The organism is Streptomyces sp. NBC_00442 (assembly GCF_036014195.1).
Taxonomy (GTDB): Bacteria; Actinomycetota; Actinomycetes; order Streptomycetales; family Streptomycetaceae; genus Streptomyces.
This window is the reverse complement of record NZ_CP107918.1, coordinates 156278-179076: the sequence shown is the minus strand read 5'-3', so window position 1 is coordinate 179076 and position 22799 is coordinate 156278. Positions and strand designations below refer to the sequence as shown.

Here is a 22799-nt window from a genome sequence, read left to right as displayed (position 1 = left end):
GCGGCCGAATGGTCAAGGGCTCTTTTATTCCGTGAGCCATGAAATGGCTGCGTAATACGGGCAGTTGCCGCGCGCACGGTGGTATCGCGACGAAGAGCGCGGACGTCGAAGGGTCCGGAACTGATATTCGGTGCTCACAGGGACGGCCATGGGAATGGCTCATGGCGCGGGAAAGGGCGCCTTGATGTGACGACTGCCGTAGGGGAGGGGGAGTCGGGAGGGTAATGCCTGGTCAGAGGCGAAGGGCTGCTCGCCCGGGTGGGCATGGGTGCCCTGTCCCGGACGTGGAGACGTGAGAGCGGACGACAAGTGGATGCACTGCGAATCAACTCCCCGTCGAGTACGCCTGGGTGAACCGGATGGCGCTCCGATTTCACCCGGGTAAGGAATGGCAAATGGAGAATGATGTGACCGGCATGGACCGCACCACAACGAGAGGCGCTCGCCGGACCGACCACTTCAGACTGCCACCCAGTGAATGGTGAAAACAAGAGTTCCCTGTGGGTCAGAAGTGCACTGGCGCGTTCCGGACCCCGGAGTGGCTGATTCCCCGCTTTTCAAATCCGCGTGTTTCGGAAGGGGTTACCCCGATGGCTCCTTGGGACCAGGTCCGACAACGGCCGGTGGGCGCATGGTTCGGGTAGACAGCGCACCAGACGCACTGCAAGCTGCATGGCATGAAAATCATGGACCACGAGCCTGCGCGGGCCGACGCCCGTGTTCCGGTGGTGGGCACCGAACGAACCGAACGAATAGAACTCGCCATCGCAAAGCAGCCATCCGCGGCCGGTGCCGACGCCGCACCACCCAAGCCGGACCGGCACCGTCGTACGCCCGAGCCCTCCAGGACATCCGCCCCGCCGGCCGATCCGGCAGCCGCCCGATTACGGCTCTGCCGCAGCGAGCCGGCGCGGGCCGGCCGTGAGTCTCTCGGGGGGCCCCAATGACGACGACCGACGTGATGCAACGACACAGGCCGGGCCTGGCACTCGGCGTACTGGCCGGGGCGCTCGCTCTGGACGTGAGCGGTCTGGGCGTCCTCAACGCCGCCCTGCCGTCCGTCGGGGAACGCTTCCACCTCGACGAAGCCACCCTCCAATGGGTCATGATCGCCTACGCCGTCACCTTCGCCGGCTTCCTGCTGGTGGGTGGACGGCTGGCCGATGTGTTCGGCCGGCGCCGGGTGTTCGAGGCCGGGATCGCCCTGTTCACGCTGGCCGCGCTGGTCGGCGCCGTCGCACCGAGCACCGCGATGCTGCTTGGTGCGCGAGCGGCCCAGGGCATCGGAGCGGCCCTGTCGGGACCGGCCGCGCTGGCCCTGCTCACCGAGGTGTTCCCGGCCGGACCGGAACGCAACAGGGCCTTCAGCGTGTACGCCGCGGTCGGCGCGGCGAGTTTCAGCGGCGGTGTGATGCTGGGAGGTGTGCTGACCCAGTTCTTCGGCTGGCGCTCGGTGCTGTGGTTTTCGGTGGCGGTGGGCGTGGCGGTGCTGTCCGCGACGCGCGCCGGGCTGCCCGGCGGTGTCGGACGCGGCGGCCGCCTCGACCTGCCCGGAGCGATCTCGGGCACGATCGGCCTCACCCTGCTGGTCGTCGGCGCGAGCAGTGGTGGTGCGGTGGCGTGGGGTTCACTCTGCGCCGCGGTGCTGTGCCTGGTGCTCTTCGTGGCACGCGAGCGCGGCACGCCCGACCCGGTGCTTCCGCTGGGACTTTTCCGGCTCTCCTCGGTGCGGTCCGCGAGCCTGGCGGCGTTCCTCCAGTACATGGGCTCGGTGGGGATGCTGTTCTTCGCACCGCTGTATCTGCAGGGGATGCTGAAGTACTCGCCGGTCGAGTCCGGGCTCGCCCTGGTGCCGATGTCGGCGGGCGTCTTCCTGACCGCCAACTTCGCCACCGGGCGCCTCCTTGCCAAGTACACGCCCCGTACGCTGATGACCGTCGGGCTCGTCCTGATCGGCGTGGGGACGGCGCTGTGGATGAGCACGCCCCACCAGGGCGACTACGTGCTGCACGTGCTGCCCGGCCTGGTGATCAGCGGCATTGGCCAGGGACTGAACTTCCCCTCGATGACGTCCGCGGGCCTCACCGGCGTCGAGCCCGAGCGCCACGCGGTCGCCGGCGCGGTGAACGTGGTGGCACAACAGATCGGCGCGAGCGTCGGCGTGGCGGTCATGGTCCTGATAGCGGCAACCAGCGACGACCAACTCACCGGCTACCACCTCGCCTACCTCGCGGCCGGCGTCGCCTGTGTGCTGGGTGCGGTGGTCATCGCCACGACGGGGCGCCGCGACAAAGCTATTTGACACATCGTCAGGAAGTGGTGACTCCTCACAACACCGCGGCCGGGCCGCGCCCACGGGGGCGGTCCGGCCGACGGTTCCCCGCTCACATCAGGCGCCGCATCCGCAGATCGGCCGGGATCCGGGCACGGGAAACGAGAAGAGGGCCGAAGAACCCTGTCCGGTTCTCAGCCCTCTTGTCGTGCAGTAGCGGGGACAGGATTTGAACCTGCGACCTCTGGGTTATGAGCCCAGCGAGCTACCGAGCTGCTCCACCCCGCGTCGGTAGGACCATCCTACGTGCTCGGCGGACCGCTCCCGACCACCGCTCGCCCAGCCCCTGTAGGTTCCGGGTCCGCGTTAGCAGTGTCGGTCGATCTCTAGCAGTCGGCTGGCAATCCTCCGGGTCGCGTGAGCAGCACCTGTGGTCGGCGACCTGGGCGTTCAGGTTACGGCTGGGGCGGTCGCAAGGCGCCGACGATGACGGTGGTCACCATCTTGCGGACGGCGGCGGTCTGTGGTGGGGCGCTTGTCCGGTCGGCGAACAGCAGGTGCCCGGCCCCGACGAGGGTGGGGGCGAGTGTGTCGATGTCTGCGTCACCGGCCAGGCGCCCCAACTCCCGCTCAGCGGTGAGGTATGCGGCGATCATGGCGGTGCCCTGCATGGCCAGGGGGATGCCGGTCAGACCGGCCTCGCGCAGCCGGGCGCGAAGGCCGTCGCGGAAGGTGATGAGCGCGACGATCGCCACCGTGACCGGACCGAACAGATCCTGCAGCGCGTCGACCAGGTTGTCCACCACGCTCCCGGTCCCGGCGGTCGCGCGCAGAGTCGTGGTCCGGTCCTCGATGCCGCGGACACGATCGAGGACCAGTTCCGCCAGGAAGGCGTCGAAGTCGGCGAAGTGCCGGTGCAGCACACCCTTGGCACAGTTCGCCTCCTCCGTGACCGCCCGGCTGGTCAACGCGTCGGGCCCGTCCCGAAGCAGGACACGCTCGGCGGCTTCGAACAACTGGCCGCGCACGTTGTGGAGGTGCACCCCTGACGGCATTGTCTCCCTTTCCGGGTCGCCCCGCCTTAACAAGTGGGCAATCGCCCACTAGTGTGGGCGCATGCCCACTTTATCGCAGGGACAGCCGGACACGTCCGGACCCGAGCCCCACCGCCACCGGCAGACGGCCGAGTCGTTCGGAGTGGACGCCGAACGCTACGACCGCGCCCGACCGCCGTATCCCCAGGCCCTGGTGGACAGGATCGTCGCGGCAAGCCCCGGCCGGCACGTCCTCGACGTCGGAGCCGGAACCGGCATCGAGGCCCGGCAGTTCCGGGCGGCCGGCTGCACGGTGCTCGGTGTCGAGCCCGACGAGCGGATGGCCGCCTTCGCGCGACGCGGCCGTATCGAGGTCGAGGTCGCCAGGTTCGAGGACTGGCAGCCGGCCGGGCGGCAGTTCGACGCGGTCATCGCCGGAACTGCCTGGCACTGGGTGGACCCCGTCGCCGGCGCGGCCAAGGCGGCCCAGGTGCTCAGGCCCGGCGGCCGACTCGCCCCCTTCCACCACGTCCCCCAGCTCCCGGCCGAGGTGATCGACGCCCTCACCGAAGCACTCCAACGGGTCGCCCCCGATTCCCCGTTCAACCCCGGCCTGCTCAGAGGATCGGCCGCGGACGCCTACCAGCCGTTGTTCGCGAAGATCGCCAACGGGATCCGGCAGACCGGCAGCTTCAGTGAGCCGGAACAGTGGCGCTTCGCCTGGGAGCGTACCTACTCCCGGGAGGAGTGGCTCGACCAGCTCCCCACTTTCGGCGGCCTCACCCAACTCCCCGCGGACAAAATGGCGCAGGTCCTGGACAGCACCGGGACCGCGATCGACAAGCTCGGTGGCCACGCCACCATGCCCTACACATCCGTCGTGATCACCGCGACCCGCTCCCCTACGGCCTGACCACCGCAAACGTCGGGCGTCGCCGAGCACGAGCAGACTCATGAACTCGGCGACGCCTCCGGGGAAGCGGGAAAGATTCTCCGCTTGTTGCACCGGACCTCAACCCAACGGTCCGTCCCGGCGACCGGCACGATTGCTCAAGATCAGCCGATCGGCCCACTGCTGACGCGACATGGAATCCGGAGTTTCAGCAGGACCCACTGCTGAGGGAGCGGCTCAACCTACAGCCCCGCCGGCTTCTTGGGCCGCCGCCAGCAGCGCCTGTTGGACGAGAACGGCGTCGGCCTTGGGGATGACCAGGTCGCGGGAGCCCTCTGCCGTGTCGAGGTCGAAGCAAGCCAACTTCCAGTGCCCGGACCTTGCCTGGGACGGGCGCAGGGCGAACGGCGGGCTCAGCACTACGGATCGGCCGCCGGAACGGTGCCAGGTGATCGGTTGCCCGTGGGTGAGGTGGAGGTAGCCGGGTTGGCGACGGGCGGAGCCCTCCGCAAGGGTTCGCGAGAAGCAGGACACCTTGAGCGTGGTTCCGGCGAGGTAGTCCTCGCTGTCCTTCGCCGTCGAGGGCCGCTTGATCCACAACCAGCGAAGCAGCGTGTCGGAGAAGGTCTGCGTTCCCGCGGCACGCCGCACGTTCGAAGTCATGGGCGCAGAGTGTGGCAGGCGGTCACCCCTGCGGACAAGAGCCGTCCGCACGCCCCGTGGACCACCAGGGCTTCCCCGGCGCGGAACCCGTACGGTTCGACGACCAGGCCCAGGGCCCGGCCCCGGCGATGCTGGGGGGTTGTCGCGCGGCGCCGGCACGGGACGTCGGGGCGCTGCCCCCTCCGGGCCGCGTGGGCTGTCAACTGGCGCTCTGCTGCGCGGGATTCAAAGGCGCCGGCCGGTCGGGATCGCCGGCCGGGGCCGCGGTGCGCAGCGCCGCCTCGACCCGGCGGTTGCTGGTCATGGTCGCCGTGATGGCGGTCATGGTGAGAAGGAGGGCGGCGGCGGTGCAGATCGGGGTGCGCACGTCGTACGCGTGGGCCAGCCAGCCGCCGAGGAAGGCGCCGAACGGCGCGGCGCACATGGCCAGCATGCGGGAGGTGGAGGCGACCCGGCCCATCAGGTGGGCGGGGACGATCGCCTGCCGAAGGGAGGGGCCGAGCACCATCGTGGCGCCCATGCCCGCTCCGCAGACGGCGAGTGCGAGGCCCGCGGCGTACGGGTTCGGGGCGGCGGCGAGGCCCAGGATGGCCAGCCCCTCCACCGCGGCCGTGCAGGTCAGGGCGGTGCCGGTGCCCAGTCGCCGGCCGAGGAAGGAGGCGATGCCCGCGCCGAGCAGGCCGCCGGTGGCTTCCGCCGTGAGCAGCAGGCCGAAGCCGAAGGTGCCGACGCCGAGACGGTCGTGGGCGAAGAGGGCGAGGACCGTCTCCACGGCGAGGAAGGCGATGTTCCCGACCGCCGGGCGCAGTGCGAGCCCGAGCAGCAACCGGTCCCGGAACACATACGACGCGCCGGCCCGCGCCTGCCGCAGCAGTGACTCACGGACCTGCGGTACGGGCCGGGGCGCGGCGGGCAGCGACCGTACGAGCAGGGCGGACAGCGCGAACGACACGGCGTCGGCGAGCAGCGGAACCGCGCGCCCGAGCGCCAGCAGGGCGCTGCCCGCGGGCGGCCCCGCGAAGCCGGACGCGGCGGTCTGGGCGCCGCGCAGACGGGAGTTGGCGCGTTCAAGAAGCGCCGGGTCGCGGCCGAGCAGATCCGGCAGATAGGCCGTGGCGGCCGTGTCGAAGAACAGACCGCCGAGACCGAGCAGGAAGGCGACGGCCGCGAGCAGCGGGATGCTCAGCAGGTCGAGCGCGGCCGCGACCGCCGGTATCGCGAGCAGCACGGCGCGCAGCGCGTCCGTGGCCCACATCGTGCGCCGGCGGTCCCAGCGGTCCACCAGCGCGCCGCCGAGCACCCCGAAGAGCAGCCACGGCAGTGTTCCGGCGGCCGTGACGACGGCGAGCGCCATCGGATTCCGGGTCAGCGACAACGCGATCAGCGGCAGCGCGGCGTGCGACACCCCGTCGCCGAGCGAGGACACCGTCTGCGCGGTCCACAGGCGCCCGAACCCGGTCCCCAACTGCCGTACGTCCGTGCTCATCCGGCGCTCCCCTCGGGCTGCTGGTGCGACGCCGGCCGGAACAGCGCGAAGACGAGTGAGGTGTCGGGGAGCGAGGGGTCGGACAGCTCCCGGAACTCGTCGGCCAGCGCGTGCAGCCGCGCCCCGAGCTCCGCGAACTGCTCGTCGGTGAGCCGCAGATGGGCCATCCGCACGTGCCGCTCGGCATCCTTCGGCGCCGCTTCCAGGTCCGCGACGGCGTGCCGCATCAGCGTGTCCCGTCCGCCCTCGCCCGGGTCGGGAAGCACGATCGACCCGGCGGCCATGGCGTAGTACCGCTCGGTGACCCCGCGGACCTTCCTGGTGCGTACCACCTTCACCAGGCCGGCCCGTTCGAGCAGCCGTACGTGGTAGCTGGAGCTTCCCTTCGCGAGGCCCACGCGTTCGGCGATCTGGGTGATCGTCGCGGGCTCGAAGCGGAGCACGGCCATGATGCGGTGACGCGTGAGGCTGGAGACGGCGCGGAGCTGCTTGTCGGTCGTGACGTGAAGCGTCTCGGGAAGATCGTCAGTGGGCATGCCGCTAATGGTCAACGATCCTTGACCATTAAGCAAGAGGGCGGCCAGGGCTGATGTCCGAGGGGCGCGGGGGAGGAGTCTGTGGCGCGTCGTCCGCTTCGGCGCCGTCCATCTACGGCCAAGCGGTGCCGAGTTGGTTCAGTCGGTCCCGGCGAGGATGGAGCGCAGCGTCTCGGTCCACCAGTCGAGCAGGCGATCCCGAGCGCCCGCGTCAAGGCCGGCGCTCCTGCGGAACTCGTCGCCGAACAGCGGCTCCGTCGCGACGGCTTGGTGCAGTGCGGCCACCGTGAGCTGGACGGTCTCACGCGAAGGGGCTGTCCGGCCGGTGGTCGCACAGGCGGCCCGAGCGGTGGTGTGCAGGCGGTCCACGACCTCGTCCAGCATCCCGCTGCCGGTGTCCCGCCATCCCAACTGCCGCAAAGCAAGGGCGAGTTCGGCGAACCCGTCGGCGTACAGCGCGGACAGGACGCGGACGAGCCCGGCGGGGTCGGCCGCTTCGTCGCTCCATCCGCCGAGGGCGGTGCGCAGTTCGGACTTCAGTTTCGACCCGCCGAAGCGCAACAGAGCGGACAGCAACTGCTCGTGGGTGCCGAAGTGGTGATTGACCGCGGCGTCGGACACCCCGACCTCGGCGGCGACGGCCCGTACTCGCACGGCCGCCGGACCGCCCGCGGCGAGCAGTCCGGCCGCGGCCTCAAGGATCAGCCGCTTGGCCTCGTCGGGTGTACGTCGTACGCGGGCAGCCACACGCTCACCTTACCTTGACCCCTCAAGGCAGCGGGCTTACCTTGAGATGTCAAGGTAAGCGGGCCGGGGAGGACGAACCGATGGGCGGACGGGCCGGAATTCCCTCGATGACGGACCTGGCGGATTCCCTGGGAGTCCCGATCCAGGACCCTTCACCGCCGTCCGCGGTCTTCTACTCCCGTGCCGGCTGCCGACTGCACGCGTTGGACTGGGGCGCGACCGGCCCCCATGACCCGCACGTCCCGGACGTCCTGCTGCTGCACGGTGGCGGGCTGAGCGCGCACACCTGGGACTTCGTGTGCCTGGGGCTGCGCGGGGCCGCCCGCCTCGTCGCCCTGGATCTGCGCGGCCACGGCGACAGCGACTGGAGCGACGACTATCGCATCGCCACCCTGGCCGAGGACGTCATCGCCGCGGCCGGCCATCTGGCCCTCGACCGGGTGCGACTGGTCGGGATGTCGCTCGGCGGTGTGGTCGCGGCCCATGCCGCCGACGCGTACCCCGACCGCGTCGAGCGCCTGGCGCTCGTCGATGTCGCACCCGGCGTCGACTTCGAAAGCACCGGGCGGGTACGGGCGTTCATGGCCGGGCTCGGCCCGGTCGCCGGACTCGACGCGGTCGTGGACGCCGCGATGCGGGTCAACCCGCGAGCCCACCGGCCGAGCGTCACCTATCGCATGAGCACCCTGTTCCGCCCCCTTCCCGGCGGGGGCTGGCTGCCGAAGGGAGACCCGCGACCGCCCGACTTCCGGGCCATTCTCACCGCGATCGACCAACTCGCTCTGCAATTAGCCGAGTTGCCCGTCCTTCTGGTGCGCGGCGGGCGCAGCAGGGTACTCCCGCAGTCCATCGCGGAACGCCTGGTGGCGTGCGTTCCGGACGCCGAACTCGTGGTGATCCCGGACGCGGGCCACAATGTGCAGGAGGACAACCCGGCCGCGCTCGTCGACGCCTTGCGTGCCTTCCTGACGCGCTGACCGGCGTCCGGGACGCCTGCGACGTCCGGGCGCGCCGGTCGGCGGAGTCCGCAGCCGCGGCTACGGCGTGTAGACCGCGTCGCTCCCGTACAGCGGTTGGGTGAAGCTGGAGACGTAACTGTGCCGGTCGGAGCCGTCCAGGTTGTAGGTGAGGTACACGCCGTAGCCCCCGCTCACCGTGCGCTTGGCGAGGCTCGCCGCCGTACTCGCCGACGTCGACGCGAAGTCGATGGCCGCCGGTGACAGGCCCGACTTCGGCAGCGCGATGCCCGGAACACCCCAGGTTCCGTAGTACGGGTTCCAGGCGTAGTTGAACTTCGACGAGATGTTCACGCCGCCGTACGACAGGCTCGACGCCGCGGGGCCGATGTTGTAGAGGGAGATGAGCTTGCCGGGCATGTTCGCGCGCAGGGCGGAGACCAGGTAGACGAAAGAGCTGCTGTTGGGCTGGCCGGTGCCGTTGTTGCCGTACTCGGCGTATTCGTCGTCGAAGTCGATGCCGTCGAGGCCGTACTTGGCCACGGCGTCGGACAGCTGCTTGGCGAACCCGGTGGCCGCGGCCTGGGACGGGAAGTTGGCGAAGCCGGCGCCCTGATGGTTGCCGAGCACCGACAGCATCACCTTGATGCCCTTGGCCTGCAGCGGTCGTATCTGCGTCTGGGCGTTGTCGAGGACGCGCCGCACGTTGTCGTTGAAGTACAGGTACGCCGACTTCTTGGTCGTGTCGTAGTTGATGTTCGCCGCGAAGATGACGGCCACGTCGAACACATTGCCTCCGCCGTTGGCGAGGGTGTACTTGCCGACGTTGAGCATGCTCTCGCTGTTCACCTCGACGTACGCCACCGAGGTCGGCCCCTTCTTGGCCGGCGCCGGCGCGGTCGCGGCCGGGGCGGTCGCCGCCGCGCCGCCCACCAGGGCCGCGGCAGCCACGAGCGCGAGTGCGGCGGTCCGCACTCTGCTCCGATCGAAGATGCGCATGGTGGATCAGCCTCCTGTCGCCTGGACTTCCCTCAGGAACGCGTCCGCCGAACCAGCGGCAGCCGCATACCCGCCCACCGGTCTGCGCCGCGCGGCGGCGCTCCGCGATGCGGTACGCACGGCCGCGGGACCCGGCCCGAGGAGCTGGACGTGGACGTGGCCGACCGTGCTCGTACGGACGCCGTACGCGGCCGCATGATCCGGCCAGACGGGAGCCTGCCACAACGGATGCGGCACGGATAGGGCGCCGCGACAACGATGTCTTTTTCCTGGGCGCGCCGACGGCCGGCACCGGAACGGCGGGGACGGGGCGCGATGCGCGAGGGGGCGTGGCCGGCCGGACGAACGGGCCCGAAATCCGGTTGACCGGCGCGGGGTGGCCGCTGGTACATTTCCGGTGGCCGTGCGAGAGATGGAGGAGGTGGTACCCGTGAACGCAGTATCGACATGGGTGCTCCCCTCCGGGGTCACGGTCGGGCGATAGGTCGTCGTCCGGGAGCGCCGTTCCGGTCACTCCCGAAAGGCACGACCATGCACTTCACTTCTGAACGACGGCTCGACGACGGCGTCGCCGAGCGAGCATTCACCCTCGGCGAGATCCCGGGCTTCCTGTGGACACCCGCATGCGCCTCATCTGCCGCGCCGGTGCCGCTGATCCTTCTGGGGCACCCTCCCCTCGGGCTGGACAAGATGTATCCCCGGCTGGTGGCCCGTGCCCTGCACTCCGCGGCGCAGGGCATCGCCACCGCCACCATCGAGCTCCCCGGAAGCGGCAGCCGGCCCCGTTGGCCGGCGGTCGACCAGGCCCGCGCCGACCTGCGCCGGGCCATGGGCGCCGGCGAGCCGGTGAGCGAGGAGATCATCGACGCCCTCGTCCTTCCGCTCGTCGACAGGGCGGTCCCCGAATGGCGTGCCGCCCTGGACGCCCTTCTCTCCCTGCCGGACATCGGCGGCCCGGTCGGGTACTCCGGAGGAGTCATCTCCATCGGCATCCGGTTGGCGGTGGTCGAGCCGCGCATCGTGGCCGCGGGCCTCTTCGCCGGGAGTCTCGTGCCGCGCGCCATGTTCGAGGAGGCCCGACGGGTCACCGTTCCCCTGCACGTCCTGCTCCAATGGGACGACGAAGGGAACGACCGGCAGGCGGCCCTGGACCTGTTCGACGCCTTCGGTTCCAAGGAGAAGTCCCTGCACGCCAACATGGGCGGGCACACCGGCGTCCCGCAGTTCGCCGGGGACGCCGCGGCCCAGTTCTTCACTCGCCATCTGAAGTGAGACCGGGTCCTCGGACAAGGCTGCCGTCCGAGGGCGTCCCCCTCCGCAGGGGGTGACCTCCGAAGCAGGAGGGCCGCGGCGGGGTTCGCGCGCCTGCCGGCTCAGGGCGTCGTGGCGGTCAGGACAAGGACGGCTTGGTCGTCGTCGATGTCCTGGCCGCCGGTGAACGTACGCACGGCACCGATCACGGCGTCGATGGCGTGTCGGGCACCGGGCCGGTGCGGCGCTTCGGTCAGGGCATCGGCGAGGCGCTGCTCGCCGAACTGTTCACCGTCGGCGTCCCGGGCCTCGGTGATGCCGTCGGTGTAGAGCAGCAGGCTCTCGTGCGGGCGCAGGCGCAGATGGTGGGGTGTCACGTCGGGATTGGCGGAGATGCCGAGCAGGGAACCGTGTGCTTCGACCGGCCGGGCGGTGTTTCGGTCGCCGATGTGGAGGGGGAGAGTGTGGCCGGCGCGGACGAGTTCGATGTCCAGCCCCTCCGGTGTGGGGGAGAGCTGCCCGTAGACGAGAGTGACGAAGCCCCCGCCGTGACTGTCGGGCCGGTTGGTCAGGGCCCGGTTGATGGCCTTCACGACGTCCTCGGGGCCCGGCAGGAACGGGGCGACGGCGCGTGCGGTGTGGCGGACCAGAGCGGTGGTGGTGGCCGCCATGGCCCCGCGGCCGCAGACGTCGCCGAGCAGGAAGGCCCAACGGCCGTCGTCGAGGGGGAAGACGTCGTAGAAGTCGCCGCCGATGTCGAGCCCTTCGCCCGCGGGGTGGTAGTAGGTGGCCACATCGGTACCCGGCACGGTCGGCAGGTCCGGCAGGAGCAGGCCGGCCTGGAGGTCGCGGGCGAGGGTGGCGCGGTGGGTGTACTGGCGGGCGTTGTGGGCGGCGGAGCCCGCGCGGCGGGCGAGTTCCTCGGCCAGGGCGACGGTGTGCCCGTCGAAGGTGTGCTCGCCGGTCGACAGCAGGGTTACGGTGCCGAACGCGCTGCCGCGGTCCATGAGGGGAACGCACAGGTAGCCGGTGACTCCCAAATCGTGCCACGGGCCGGGCCCGGTGGGGACTCGGCGGGCCACTTCGCTCGTGCCGGAGGCCAGCACGCGCGAAACGGCGTCGTCGGCGGCGTCGTAGACCGGGACGTGCGAGGCGAGCAGGTCCTGCTGCGCGACGGTGGGGGCTGCGGTGGCGACCCGGCACACCCGTCCGCCCTCGATGACGTCCACCGCGCACAGCGGAGCCAGCCGCGGCACGCACGAGGCGGCGAGGCGCTGGAGGGTCTGGCCGGCGTCCAGGTCGGAGGTGAGAGCGGCGCCGGCATCCAGGAGGAAGGCGAGGTCGGCGCGGGCGGCCTTCTCGCGGGCCTCGGCCGCCAGCCGGGCCTTCTCGGCCGTGTCGCGCTCGATGGCCAGGGCGGCGGTGCCCGCGAAGACGCGGGCCAGCGCGAGGTCGGCCTCCTGCGGCGCCCGCGGCACGCGGTGGTACATGGCGAAGGTGCCCAGGAGGGACCCGTCGCGGGCCAGGATCGGGGTGGACCAGCAGGCGGCCACGCCGGCTTGGCCGGCCAGGTCGCGGAAGTCGTCCCAGAAGGGATGGGCACCGATGTCGGTGACGATCACCGGCTGCCGCCGGTGCGCGGCCGTGCCGCACGAGCCCACGCCCTCGCCGGTGGCGATGCCGTCGATGGCCTGGTTGTAGAAGTCGGGCAGGCTCGGGGCCGCGCCGTGGCGCAGGTGCCGGCCGTCGGCGTCCGCCAGCAGGACGGAGACCAGCACCTCCTCGGGCGCCAACTCCTCGATGACGTGGGCCATCCCGTCCAGCACCTCCAGGAGAGGGGCCTGGCGGGCGATCTGCTCCAGCAGGGCCCGGTGCTCCGCCGTCAGGCGCTGGGCGTGCTTGACCTGGGTGGTCTCCACCCCGATCATGCGCACGCCCATGACGTTCCCGCCGGCGTCGAAGCGGGGTTCGTAGGAGAAGTCGAAGAACGCCTCCCGCGCCGTGTCGCCGTGGCCCAGCAGCGCGCGGGCATCGCGCCCCGTGTGGGGTTTTCCGGTGCGGTAGACGCGGTCCAGCACGGCGACGAACCCCTGCGCGGCCGGCTCCGGTATCAGTTGGGCCAACGGCATGCCGGTGCGCACGGTCCCGCCGCCGATGGCGGCGAAGAACGCGCTGTTGGCCGTCTCCACCATGTGCGCCGGACCGGCCAGAGAAGCGAACACGGCCGTCGACTGTCCGAACAGCGCCCTAAGATCTTCCTCCGCCCCGGCCCCGGCGGCACCCGATGCGCCCGCGGCCACGAAAGGCCGGTCGAGCTGCGGCTCCGGTACACGCGTCATGCGTGGTGCCCCTCATTCGGTTGGGCCGGGACTTCCGTACCGGCAGCAAAGGCGTCATCCCGGGCCGTACCACGGCCTGTACCGCGGCACATGCCCTTGTCCGCACCACGGTCCGCGGCCAGAGCCCCGTTCACATCGGCGTATACGGAGAGCACCTGATGCAGACCCGTCCACTCGAACAACCGGGACAGCTTCGCGGGCACGGACGCCAGCCGCATCGCCCGGCTCCGCAAGGACATCTGCTGGTGGAGCCACACGAGTTCACCGATGCCCGAGGAATCACAGAACGACAGCGCGGCACAGTCGACGACCACCGGCCCCGCCGTCCGCCCGGTGACCAGCTCGGTGCTCCCGGCCTCGCGCAGCTGCGCCACGCTGTCGTGGTCGAGCTCTCCCCGCAGCGCGAACACCACACTGCGCCCGTCCCGCCTGACGTCCACCGTGAACACCCTCAGCTTCCTCCGTGCGAAGCGCTGACCGCCAACCCCCAGGGGAAGAAACCGGCTTCCGGCCCCGCCTACCCCGGAAGCACCACATGGAACCCCACCGGCCCCATATGAGCAGCTCGTCCCCACTGCTCGCTCCGCCGGACCCACCTGTCGGCGGGCGACGGGGCGTCGTGGGGCTGCGGGTCAGGGGCGGCCGGCCACGAACCAGCGGGCGGGAAGTTCCACCGGGGTGCCGTCGGCGTGGGTCTCGCTCATGACGAGGGCGGTCGTGCCCTCGGCGAGGACGGTGAGGCCGGCCGCGCGCAGCAGGGCGGCGACTTCGCCCTCGGCCACTTCACCGGGGCGCAGGTCGTGCTCCTTGACCCGGCGCAGTTTGAGTGACGGGCCGCCGGGCTGCGCGGCGATCGCGGCGATGACCTCCTTGGCCGCGCCGGTCGGTTCGAGAACGAGGGCGCGGCCGTGCGCACCGACCAGCCGGGCGACGGTTGCGGCCACCGCGGGGCGGTCCTCGGGGTCGCTCTGGTGCAGGACGGCCCGCATGTAGACGTTGGTGTCGCCGAGGCGTTCGTGCAGGGCGCCTGCCTGCACCGGGTCGGCGAGGTTGAGCTGCTCGTACGCGGCGGTGGCGTCCGGGTCGGCGCGGCGGGCGTGGGCGACGGCGGCGGCGGAGAGGTCGACGCCGACGGCGCGGGCGAAGCGCGTGGCCAGGAAGCGGGTCTGGGTGCCGTTGCCGCAGCCGAGGTCGGCGATCGGGAGTGAGCGGTCGGCGTACGGGGCGAGGTGGTCGAGGTCCCGTCGCGCGGTCAGGGCCGGGTCCGCGTCCCAGAAGGGTTCGCCCGGTTCGCCGGAGCTCTGTTCCCAGAAGCCGTCCCAGGAGGTGCGGTAACGGTCGGACACGGTCATGGCGTCTCCTGTGCGGTGTGCGGCGGGTGAGGGGCGGGGTTCGGATGGTGCCGAGGGCGGCCGGCCACGCTTGCGCTGACCGGCGTGAAACGCAGTGCCCGCACGGGAGTTGCCCGGCGGGAGGCGGGCCCGGGTTCGGACGATAGTCGAGGAGAGGGCGCGGGCATTGATGTTCCGGCCATGCCCCCTCGTACGAGCGATACGACGGCACGGGCGATACGCGTCGTCATCCGGCGGGCGGGTCGCTCGGCATCGACGCGTGCCGGTGACCCGGGCCGGTGGGGCGGGGAGTCACTGCTCCAGGGCTCGGGCGGATTCCTCCGCGGCCTGTGCGCCGCGTGGGTGCATGACCTGTTCGTAGCGGTCGACGGCGGCGTCGAGGCCGGAGCCGTCCTCGACGGCGGCGACGATGGCGGTGGCGAGGTCGGCCGCGTCGACAAGGGCGAGGTTGGCGCCTTGGCCGGCGGGAGGCATGAGATGTGCGGCGTCACCGAGCAAGGTGGCGCCGGGGGTGTGCGTCCAGGTGTGCGGATAGGGCATGCGGAAGACGGGGCGGTTGATGAACGGGCCCTCGTTGTCCATGAGCAGGCGCAGCAGGTCCTTGTGCCATCCGGCGAAATGGGTGAGCAAGTGGGCGCGTACGGCTTCGGTGTCGGCCAGGTCGACACCGGCGCGTTCGGCCCAGTCGCGCTCGCACTTGAGCCCGACGTACACGCGGACACTGTCCTTGCCGTCCCGCTGCCCGATGAGCATGTGGGTCGAATCGGCGGGGTCGCCGGCGAGCATCATGCCGTGGCCGACCATGTCGGCGAGGTCGGGGTAGCGGCGGTCGACATCGGTGAACGACGTCTCGATCAAGGTGCTGCCGGTGTACAGGGGGACGGCGTCGGAGAGGACGGGACGGACCTTGGACCAGGCGCCGTCGGCCCCGATGACCAGGTCGAACTCCTCGGCAGGGCCGGCTTGGGGGATGACGCGGGCCCGTCCGTCCGGCGTGAGGGCCACCGCGCGTACGGGGCTGTCCCAGCGGATGTGGTCCGTGCCGAGCGCTCCCAGCAGCATGTCGCGCAGATCGGTGCGGTCGATCTCCGGGCGAGCGGGGCCGGCGGACTCCAAGGTGTGGGCGGTGAGGCGGCCGGTGTGGTCGTAGTCGCGCATTTCCTGGCCCTCGGGCCGGGACAGGGACAGGAAGGTGTCGTGGAGGCCGGCGACACGCAGGGCGGCCTGCCCCGTGTGCTCGTCGAGGTCGAGGCTGCAGCCCTGGTCGCGTGAGGCAGGGGTGGTGTCGCGCTCGAACACGGTTGCCTCGATGCCGTGTTGACGCAGGACGGTGGCACACAGCAGGCCGCCGGGGCCGGCGCCGATGACGGCGATGCGCGGGGTGTTCTCACTCATGAGGGGTCCTTTCGCGGAAGGGTTGTCGGGGGATGTGCGGGGTGTCCGAGGTGCCTCGGACGGCATGGACTCCGCGGGCGGTGGTGCGCCGCCGACGCCGAACAGGGCGTAGCCGGCGGCGGCGCCGAAGGTGCTGATGATCAGGACCGGACGCCTGCCGATGCGGTCGCAGTGGCCGCCGAGCAGGGGCGCCACGAGGAACGCGCATGGGGCGTTCACCGACTCCGGCGCGGCGACCCGTGCGGTGCTCATGGCGGTCTTCCCGCCGCCCGACCCAGAACAGCACTATAAACAGAACAGTTCTGATTATACAACTGTTATAGTCCACCTATGGGAACGACGCAGCAGGTCAGCCGCCGTGAACGGAAGAAGGCGGAGACGCGCAGAACGATCGCGGACACGGCTCTGCGGCTCTTCTTCGAGCGCGGCTACGACGACGTGGGGATACGGGAGATCGCGCAGGAGGCCGATGTCGCCGTCGCGACCCTGTTCGCCCACTTCCCGTCGAAGGAGGCCCTCGTCTTCGACCAGGACGCCGAGCAGGAAGCGGCGCTCCTCGACGTGGTGCGCCGGCGGCCGGAGGGAGTCTCCATCCCCGAGGCGCTGCGCGGCTGGCTGCACGAGGTGGTGCGGATCGCCCGCAGCGAACCGAAACTCGCTCGCTTCCACGGGCTCATCGACGCCACTCCGGCCCTGCGCGAGCACTCGGCCCGGATGTGGCTGCGTCACGAGGAGGCGCTCGCCCAGGCCATCGCCGCCGAGCTCGGTCTCGATGCCCCCGACGTCGCGTGCCGGCTCCTGGCCCGCACCTGCCTGGGGGCCATCCCTTCGCTCCGCGACCTCGACGGGGCCGCCCAGATCATCGACGACACGTTCGCCTTCATCGAGGCGGGCTGGAACGCGACGGCCCGCGTCGACGCCTCCCGCCCCCAACGGGCCGGTCGCCGCGCAGACGGGGTGAGATGACGGCCGGCTCGCACCGGTACGCATCCGAAGCGGCCCGGTACGCGTCCGAAGGGGAGCACGTACCTGCGGGACCGGATGCGTACCGGCCTTGTGTCACTCCTGTGTCACTTGCGCCAGAACAGGTGGTGCGTCACGCCGCTGGGGCTTGGCACGACCTCCAGGTGGTACCGGTCGGTGAGCTCGTCGGGGGAGTTCCACAGGCGTAGTCCGGTGCCGAGTTTCAGGGGCGAGACGGCTACGTGAAGGGTGTCGATCAGGCCTGCGTCGAGGAAATCCCGAACCGTCGTGACCCCGCCGCCGAGTCGGACGTCCCTGCCCTGTGCGGCCTCCCGCGCTCGCTCCAGGACCGAGGCCGGGTCGCCGTCGGTGAAGTGGAACGTCGTGTCGGAGAGCGTGAACGAGGGGCGCTCATGATGGGTCAGCACGAACACCGGAGTGCGGAACGGGGGCTCCTGGCCCCACCAGCCGCGCCACTCGTCATCCTCCCAGGGTCCCCGCTGGGGCCCGAACTTGTTGCGGCCCATGATTTCGGCACCGATGTTGCGCGCGAAGTCCCGCGTGAAGTAGTCGTCGAGCCCCCGGCTCCCTCCCGACTCCGTACGCAGGGGACCGCTCGCCGTGGCTCCGGCCCACGCGAACAACCTCTCCGGGCGCTCAAGGCCGAACGGCTGCTCAAGGCTCTGGTGCTCACCGGCGCCGATGCCGTCACTGGAGACGTTGAAGTTCATGACTCTCAGCAGCTGTTCCATGGGTTTCTCCTCAGGTCCTGTCGCGTCATCGTGCGAGCGGGCCGCCGCAGGCGGCGCCCTCACCATGACGTCGAACGACACCGGGCCGCATCGACACCGAGCCACGACCTTTACCGAGATCGTTGACGGGCGACGTCCACGGCACCCACGCCCTGACGCAGGTTTTCCACGCTACCCTCGGCGGCCGGCCGGCGTGCGGTCCAGCAGAGGGAGCAGCCGGTCCCAGTGGAGCTGCCGCGCCGCCGGGCTGAAGGCGTCGGTGTCGGCCATGGTGAAGCCGTGGACGCTGTCGGGATAGATCTCGGAGGTGTACTCGACACCCGCCGAATCCAGAGCCCGGTTGAGCTCGGCCAGGGCCTCGGGCGTCAGGTCGCCGGCGGCGTGGCCGAAGTGGACGGGGGCGGCGAGCCGGGTGAAGAGATCGGTCCCGTCCGCGCTCACGGGAGCGTGGAACGCGGCGACGGCGGCCACCTGCCCGGGATGGGCCGCGGCGGTGCGCACCGCGAGGAGGCCGCCGATGCAGTAGCCGGTCACCGCGACCGGCCCGGCGGCGACCTCGGGCTGGGCGTGAAGGAACCGGAGATAGGCGTCGGCATCGCGGACGGTGCGTTCGGCGCTGTGCTCCCGGATCAGGGGCATCAGCTGCGCGAAGACCGCGGGCCGCTCTTCGGCTCCGATGAACTCGGGCAGCTCGATCACCGGCGCCGGGCCGTGCCGGTAGAAGAAGTTGGGTACGAGCACGTAATAGCCGTGGCCGGCCAGTTCGAGGGCCATGTCCCGCAGCACCGGCCGGATGCCGAAGCCGTCCGCGTACATGAGGACCGCGGGGTGCGGGCCGCCGCCCTCGGGAAAGGCGGCGAACGCGTCTGACCGGCCGTCGGCGGTGGGAATCTGCAGCGCCTTGGTGGGCATGAATGCTCCTGTCATGTCGGTGTGTTCAGCCTTCAGTCAACACGAGGAGGCGCTGCCGCACTATCGGCCGGGGACGACATCGGAGGTGGGGGTGTTCCATCCGGAGAGCCGGACGCGGGGGAGACCGTGCCGGAGTGCGCGGGTCCGGTAGGTGGCCGTGAGGGTGGTGGTTTCACCGGGCCACAGGGTGACGTGGTTGTCGCTCCAGCGGACGGGGAGTACGGGGGCGCCGTTGCGGTCGACGAGGTGGACGTCCGTCATCAGGGCGGGCGGGCCGGTTCCGCCCTGGCCGACGCCCGGGTTTCGCAGAGTGACGGTGGTGGTGGACGTGGCGTCGGCGTGACGGGTCGTGTGCGCGGTGGCGGTCACCGCGGTGGGCGGCAGGGAGTCGAGGCCCGTCAGGTCGGCGTAGCTGGTGGTGGGGGTGTGGTACCAGTCGGTGGCGCCGTAGTCGAGGGTGTCGGGCCGGCTGGAGAGCCAGTAGACGTTGCGGCTCACCTCGCGGCCGGAACGGTCGGTGAGGATCAGCCGTGCCAGGTATGTGCCGTTCGGGCCACCCGCGTGGGAGGGAAGGGTCAGCACGGTGGTCTTCGCGCCGCCCCCGGCGACCCGGATGTCGCTGACCACGCGGTGGTATCGAGTGCCGCCGTCCATGCCGGCCAGCGTGATGTCGGCGCGCAGCCGGGTGGCGGGGCCGGGCCGGCGGTTGATGACGGTCACGCTCGCGTCGTCGTACGAGTACTGGATGTGCAGGGGCTCGTTGGCCTTCTTCGCGCCGTAATAGGCGCCGCCCAGGTCGAGGTAGCGGTCGACGAGCTGCCAATGCAGCGAGGTCCAGCCGCTGTTGAACATCCAGTAGATGACCCCCGTCGCCGGCGCCGTCGTGTCCGTGGCGTTGCGGGCGTAGGCCTCGAACTGGGCCCGGACGTTCTCGTACTGGGCCAGCTGCGCCTTCGCGGTGTAATCGGCGAGGCTGCGCGGTGGGCCGTAGCGATGGGCGAGTGCGTCGTTGAACAGCGCCAGGGTGCTGAAGACGGGTGAAGGGGAACGGTGGTACTGCGGGGCGGACGGTTTCGTCCAGAGGATGTCGAGTTCGGCGGGGGAGAGCGTGCGACGCAGGGTGTCGAGGGTGGGGATGGAGGGGCCGGCGCTGGTCTCGGAGTTGAAGCCGCTCGCGCCGCCTTCGCGCTTGTCGTACCAGTACGCGGGGGGAACCCAGTCGTAGGGGCCAGTCATGTGCATGCCCGACGGGCCACTCGGGGACGTGGTGACGTCGGATGCCGCGGGGACGACCGGTGTGCGCCAGTCGGCGGCGCGCAAGACGTCGAGATAGTCCTTCTCGGTCCGCAGGTCGGGCGGGTAGTCGCTGCCGACGAGGAAGGACAGAACACTGGGGTGGTCGCGCAGCCGGGCAGCTTCGGACGCCATGGAGGCCCGTGCGGTCACCCGGTCGGCACTGGTCCACTGCTCGCCCGTGTCGACGTGGTTGACCTGCGCTTCCCACTTGTCGCAGCATTCCCAGCCGGGCAGTGTCAGGATCCCGTGCCGGTCGGCGAGTTCGAAGAACTCGTCCGGCTCGATGTGGCCCTCCAGACGCAGGGTGTTCAGCCCGGCGTCGAGCGCCGCCTCGATGCGGTCCTCGGCCGCGACGGTGTCCCAGCGCAGCAGTTCATCGGCCGACCAGCCTCCGCCGCGGATCAGGAGGGGCCGGCCGTTGACCGCGTATTGGCGTGCGCCGGCGGCGTTGAGAGGGGCCTTGATGTCGCGGATGCCGAAGGGGTGGCCGACGGCGTCGGAGAGTCTTCCCGCAGCCGTCGCGGTCAGGTCGAGGCGGTAGAGGTTCTGGGCACCCATGTCGGCGGGCCACCACACCTTGGGCCGGTGGAGGCGCAGGTGCGGATATCGCCCCGGGTCGAAGACGAGCGTCCTGGCCTCGCCGGGCCGCAGGGTGACCCTCTGCCGCATCACGATCCTTCCGCCGCCACGCGCGGTCACGGCGACCGGCGGGGCGGAGGAGGTGGACGAAGGGGCGGGCGAGGCGAGAGGGGTGGAATCGGCGGCGGCGGCGGCGGTGCGTGCTGGGCCTGTGGGCGAGACCACCGCGGTGACCGTGGTCGTGGCGGCCACTTCGGAGTCATTGCGGACCTGGGCCTTCACGGTGAGCTCGGCCCTGGCGAGTGAGGGGACGGACAGGTGGTTCAGCACGTGCGCATCGTGGAGGGTCACCGGTCCGGAGCGGCGAACGAGGACGTCACGAACGATGCCCATGTTGGCGTCCGGTGGCGGCTGCAGCCAGTCCAGCCATCCCAGAGTGAAGTGCTTGCGCGGGTCGTTGGGCCGGACTCGGAAGGCGACCGTGTTGACCCCCGCGTGCACGAGCTTCGTGACGTCGATGTCGTGCCGCCGGTAGAGGCCGGCAGTCGTACCCGCGTCGGCGATGCGGCGGCCGTTGAGGTAGACGTCGGCGGCGGAGACCACGCCGCTGAAGTCCAGGTGGGTACGGGCCCCGGCGCCGGTGAGAACGAAGTCGCTGCGATACCACCACGGTACGGCGAACTCGCGCGCCGGGATGCGCTGTTGATCCGTGGAGTAGAACGGGTCGGGGTAGGTGCCGTCGGCGACGAGAGCGGCCAGCACGGTGGAGCGGCGGGTGGCTCGGTGCCAGCCGACCGTCGGGAAGCCGGGTGACGATACCGAGGCCGCCGTATCGGGGACTCGGGCGGTGGACTGGATCGCGTATCCGGTCAGGGCGGTCGAACCACCCGCCGTCGCACGCACAGTCGCGCCCACGGTCGAGGACATCACCGTGGACGCCGAGTTGGGCGGTCCGGGCCGAGCGTCAGGGGCCGCGATCGGTGAGGCGGCGGCCACGGCCAGCAACCCGAGAAGAGCCAGAAGGCTCGTGGGACACCGCCGCCGGGTGCGGGTGCGGGTGCGGGTGCGGGTGCCGGTGCCGGTGCGGGCGGATCTGGCGCGCTGGAACACGATGGTCTCCGAGGGGCTGGATGCCCGGAATTGGGCGTGGGGAGCATCCGCCGGGCGGTTCGAGGACGGTGCCGAAGTCTCTCGACTCCAGATCGGCGGGTGGGGGAGGCGCGAGAGGCATATGGGGCACAGGAAACAGATGGAGCATGCGGGGCTCACGGAGCGAGCGGACGAGACCCGCGTGCTCCCGCCATCCTGAGCGGCCGTCGGCCGGGTTGTCCGGTGTGGGCCGGCTCGGGCGACCGGGACCGCGACGCCATGGAGGGTGCCGTAAGCCGCCATTTCGCACAGGGCAAGGACAGTGCGATCACAGTGCGATGGCCGTGCGATGACTGAACGGCGCACTCCCGGGAAGCCGCAGTACTGAGAGAACTCGTACGCGTCCGGCTCCCGCCCCTCTGCCCAGGGAGGACAGGGAGTGATGGGGGCCGTCCGGCCGGGGGCACCGTGCCGGGGCCCGCCCGCACGGAAGGAGTCTCATGCACAGGTCCCTCGTTCCTGTACGGCGTTCCTGGCGAGGTCTGCCGCCGATCGGTGCCGTCGTGCTCGCCACGCTGACGGTGGCCACGGCCTGCGGTGAGGGTGGCGGCTCCGCTTCCCAGTCGCCCTCGACGCCGCAACACATCACCACCACGCCGGTCCCGACGGACTCGACGCCGAGCGCGAGCGAGTCCATGCCGAGCGCAACGGCCTCCGCGCCGCACACCCCGGCGGCCACGCCGCCCGCCGGCACCCCCGCAGCCGCCCGTCCGTCATCCGCTTCCACGGCCGGAGCCCCGCGCTGCGCGGCCGGTCGGCTCCATGTCTCCCTCGGCCGGATCTCACCCGGTGCGGGCAACATCTACGTACCCCTGGTGTTCACCAACACGGGCACGTCGGCCTGCGGCCTGCTGGGCTTCCCGGGTGTCTCGCTCCTCTCCGCCTCCGGTGCTCGCATCGGTGCACCGGCGCAGCGTGAGGGAGGCGCTCTGCCGCTCGTCCTGCTGTCGCCGGGCAAGCCCGCCTATGCCTCGCTGCACACGGTGAACGAGGGCGTGTCGGACAAGCCCTGCTGGCAGAGCGCGACGTGGATCCAGGCCTATCCACCGGGCTCCACCGTGGCGTTGCGCATTCCGGCGAACTCGCTGCGGATATGCGGAGCGGCCTTCGACGTGTCGGCGCTGCGTCCGGGCCAGAGTCCGTGAACGGTCGGGGGCGGAACGGGTAGCGAGCGCCCGGCCGACCGGGGCTCGGGTCGCCGGATGAGCTGGAGTCGTGGCAGGCTC

General features: G+C 71.1%; 19 protein-coding genes and 1 tRNA gene. 6 read left to right on the top strand and 14 right to left on the bottom strand.

Annotated elements, in window-relative coordinates; translation table 11 throughout:
* Positions 1–943: 943 nt before the first annotated feature.
* Entirely contained in the window at positions 944–2302 is a 1359-nt protein-coding gene (locus tag OG432_RS00855) for an MFS transporter (protein ID WP_328306647.1), read from the top strand.
* 184 nt (positions 2303–2486) lie between these two features.
* Here OG432_RS00855 and OG432_RS00850 read toward each other — a convergent pair.
* Positions 2487–2560, bottom strand: a tRNA-Met gene (locus tag OG432_RS00850).
* A 167-nt stretch (positions 2561–2727) separates the two neighbouring features.
* Positions 2728–3327: a TetR/AcrR family transcriptional regulator gene (locus OG432_RS00845; protein ID WP_328306646.1), complete on the bottom strand. Its 600-nt coding sequence runs from the start codon at positions 3325–3327 to the stop codon at positions 2728–2730.
* Positions 3328–3388: 61 nt separating this feature from the next.
* Here OG432_RS00845 and OG432_RS00840 point away from each other — a divergent pair, with 61 nt between their 5' ends.
* Positions 3389–4219 (top strand): class I SAM-dependent methyltransferase, encoded by an 831-nt coding sequence (locus OG432_RS00840; RefSeq protein WP_328306645.1) that lies wholly within the window; start codon positions 3389–3391, stop codon positions 4217–4219.
* A gap of 216 nt (positions 4220–4435) precedes the next feature.
* Here OG432_RS00840 and OG432_RS00835 read toward each other — a convergent pair whose 3' ends face one another.
* The 4 genes from OG432_RS00835 to OG432_RS00820 form a co-directional block, all read right to left on the bottom strand.
* Positions 4436–4861, bottom strand: coding sequence for a hypothetical protein (locus OG432_RS00835; protein WP_328306643.1), 426 nt, complete (start codon positions 4859–4861; stop codon positions 4436–4438).
* A gap of 199 nt (positions 4862–5060) precedes the next feature.
* Positions 5061–6347 carry an MFS transporter gene (locus OG432_RS00830; RefSeq protein WP_328306641.1) on the bottom strand — a complete coding sequence of 429 codons (1287 nt, stop codon included), beginning with the start codon at positions 6345–6347 and terminating at the stop codon, positions 5061–5063.
* The gene (locus tag OG432_RS00825; protein ID WP_328306639.1) at positions 6344–6883 is read right to left on the bottom strand and encodes an ArsR/SmtB family transcription factor; all 540 of its coding nucleotides are present in this window, start codon (positions 6881–6883) and stop codon (positions 6344–6346) included. The genes OG432_RS00830 and OG432_RS00825 overlap by 4 nt, the downstream gene beginning before the upstream one ends.
* A 138-nt stretch (positions 6884–7021) precedes the next feature.
* Positions 7022–7630: a TetR family transcriptional regulator gene (locus OG432_RS00820; RefSeq protein WP_328306637.1), complete on the bottom strand. Its 609-nt coding sequence runs from the start codon at positions 7628–7630 to the stop codon at positions 7022–7024.
* A 107-nt stretch (positions 7631–7737) separates the two neighbouring features.
* Between OG432_RS00820 and OG432_RS00815 the strand changes: the two genes are divergently transcribed.
* On the top strand, positions 7738–8607 hold the full coding sequence (locus OG432_RS00815; RefSeq protein WP_328306635.1) for an alpha/beta fold hydrolase: 870 nt from the start codon (positions 7738–7740) through the stop codon (positions 8605–8607).
* Between the two features lie 60 nt (positions 8608–8667).
* Here OG432_RS00815 and OG432_RS00810 read toward each other — a convergent pair whose 3' ends face one another.
* Positions 8668–9585, bottom strand: a complete 918-nt coding sequence (locus OG432_RS00810; protein ID WP_328306633.1) for an endo-beta-N-acetylglucosaminidase H — start codon at positions 9583–9585, stop codon at positions 8668–8670.
* A gap of 531 nt (positions 9586–10116) precedes the next feature.
* Here OG432_RS00810 and OG432_RS00805 point away from each other — a divergent pair.
* Positions 10117–10857, top strand: a complete 741-nt coding sequence (locus OG432_RS00805) for an alpha/beta hydrolase (protein WP_328306631.1) — start codon at positions 10117–10119, stop codon at positions 10855–10857.
* 101 nt (positions 10858–10958) lie between these two features.
* Here OG432_RS00805 and OG432_RS00800 read toward each other — a convergent pair whose 3' ends face one another.
* From OG432_RS00800 to OG432_RS00785, 4 genes are all read right to left on the bottom strand, one after another.
* Positions 10959–13175 (bottom strand): SpoIIE family protein phosphatase, encoded by a 2217-nt coding sequence (locus OG432_RS00800; protein WP_328306629.1) that lies wholly within the window; start codon positions 13173–13175, stop codon positions 10959–10961.
* A complete protein-coding gene (locus tag OG432_RS00795) occupies positions 13172–13624 on the bottom strand; it encodes an STAS domain-containing protein (RefSeq protein WP_328306627.1) in 453 nt (150 codons plus the stop codon). Before OG432_RS00795 ends, OG432_RS00800 begins: the two co-directional genes overlap by 4 nt.
* 183 nt (positions 13625–13807) lie before the next feature.
* Entirely contained in the window at positions 13808–14527 is a 720-nt protein-coding gene (locus OG432_RS00790; protein ID WP_328306624.1) for a class I SAM-dependent methyltransferase, read from the bottom strand.
* A gap of 291 nt (positions 14528–14818) precedes the next feature.
* Complete coding sequence (locus tag OG432_RS00785) at positions 14819–15922, bottom strand: FAD-dependent oxidoreductase (protein ID WP_443058536.1); 1104 nt, start codon at positions 15920–15922, stop codon at positions 14819–14821.
* Positions 15923–16252: 330 nt separating this feature from the next.
* On the opposite strand from OG432_RS00785, the gene OG432_RS00780 reads away from it, so the two are divergent.
* Positions 16253–16888 carry a TetR/AcrR family transcriptional regulator gene (locus OG432_RS00780; RefSeq protein WP_328306620.1) on the top strand — a complete coding sequence of 212 codons (636 nt, stop codon included), beginning with the start codon at positions 16253–16255 and terminating at the stop codon, positions 16886–16888.
* 104 nt (positions 16889–16992) lie between these two features.
* On the opposite strand, the gene OG432_RS00775 is transcribed toward OG432_RS00780, so the two are convergent.
* The 3 genes from OG432_RS00775 to OG432_RS00765 all read right to left on the bottom strand — a co-directional run bounded on the left by OG432_RS00775 (position 16993) and on the right by OG432_RS00765 (position 21534).
* Positions 16993–17637 carry a dihydrofolate reductase family protein gene (locus OG432_RS00775; RefSeq protein WP_328306618.1) on the bottom strand — a complete coding sequence of 215 codons (645 nt, stop codon included), beginning with the start codon at positions 17635–17637 and terminating at the stop codon, positions 16993–16995.
* Positions 17638–17808: 171 nt separating this feature from the next.
* Positions 17809–18549: a dienelactone hydrolase family protein gene (locus tag OG432_RS00770; protein ID WP_328306616.1), complete on the bottom strand. Its 741-nt coding sequence runs from the start codon at positions 18547–18549 to the stop codon at positions 17809–17811.
* Positions 18550–18609: 60 nt separating this feature from the next.
* Positions 18610–21534, bottom strand: a complete 2925-nt coding sequence (locus OG432_RS00765) for a glycosyl hydrolase 2 galactose-binding domain-containing protein (RefSeq protein ID WP_443058316.1) — start codon at positions 21532–21534, stop codon at positions 18610–18612.
* Between the two features lie 479 nt (positions 21535–22013).
* Here OG432_RS00765 and OG432_RS00760 point away from each other — a divergent pair, with 479 nt between their 5' ends.
* Positions 22014–22718, top strand: coding sequence for a DUF4232 domain-containing protein (locus OG432_RS00760; RefSeq protein ID WP_328306614.1), 705 nt, complete (start codon positions 22014–22016; stop codon positions 22716–22718).
* Positions 22719–22799 lie beyond the last annotated feature (81 nt).

Coding starts and splice junctions, on each gene's coding strand:
- OG432_RS00855 (WP_328306647.1), top strand. CDS start 944: ATGACGACGACCGACGTGATGCAACGACACAGGCCGGGCCTGGCACTC.
- OG432_RS00845 (WP_328306646.1), bottom strand. CDS start 3,327: ATGCCGTCAGGGGTGCACCTCCACAACGTGCGCGGCCAGTTGTTCGAA.
- OG432_RS00840 (WP_328306645.1), top strand. CDS start 3,389: ATGCCCACTTTATCGCAGGGACAGCCGGACACGTCCGGACCCGAGCCC.
- OG432_RS00835 (WP_328306643.1), bottom strand. CDS start 4,861: ATGACTTCGAACGTGCGGCGTGCCGCGGGAACGCAGACCTTCTCCGAC.
- OG432_RS00830 (WP_328306641.1), bottom strand. CDS start 6,347: ATGAGCACGGACGTACGGCAGTTGGGGACCGGGTTCGGGCGCCTGTGG.
- OG432_RS00825 (WP_328306639.1), bottom strand. CDS start 6,883: ATGCCCACTGACGATCTTCCCGAGACGCTTCACGTCACGACCGACAAG.
- OG432_RS00815 (WP_328306635.1), top strand. CDS start 7,738: ATGACGGACCTGGCGGATTCCCTGGGAGTCCCGATCCAGGACCCTTCA.
- OG432_RS00810 (WP_328306633.1), bottom strand. CDS start 9,585: ATGCGCATCTTCGATCGGAGCAGAGTGCGGACCGCCGCACTCGCGCTC.
- OG432_RS00805 (WP_328306631.1), top strand. CDS start 10,117: ATGCACTTCACTTCTGAACGACGGCTCGACGACGGCGTCGCCGAGCGA.
- OG432_RS00800 (WP_328306629.1), bottom strand. CDS start 13,175: ATGACGCGTGTACCGGAGCCGCAGCTCGACCGGCCTTTCGTGGCCGCG.
- OG432_RS00790 (WP_328306624.1), bottom strand. CDS start 14,527: ATGACCGTGTCCGACCGTTACCGCACCTCCTGGGACGGCTTCTGGGAA.
- OG432_RS00785 (WP_443058536.1), bottom strand. CDS start 15,922: ATGAGTGAGAACACCCCGCGCATCGCCGTCATCGGCGCCGGCCCCGGC.
- OG432_RS00780 (WP_328306620.1), top strand. CDS start 16,253: ATGGGAACGACGCAGCAGGTCAGCCGCCGTGAACGGAAGAAGGCGGAG.
- OG432_RS00775 (WP_328306618.1), bottom strand. CDS start 17,637: ATGGAACAGCTGCTGAGAGTCATGAACTTCAACGTCTCCAGTGACGGC.
- OG432_RS00770 (WP_328306616.1), bottom strand. CDS start 18,549: ATGCCCACCAAGGCGCTGCAGATTCCCACCGCCGACGGCCGGTCAGAC.
- OG432_RS00760 (WP_328306614.1), top strand. CDS start 22,014: ATGCACAGGTCCCTCGTTCCTGTACGGCGTTCCTGGCGAGGTCTGCCG.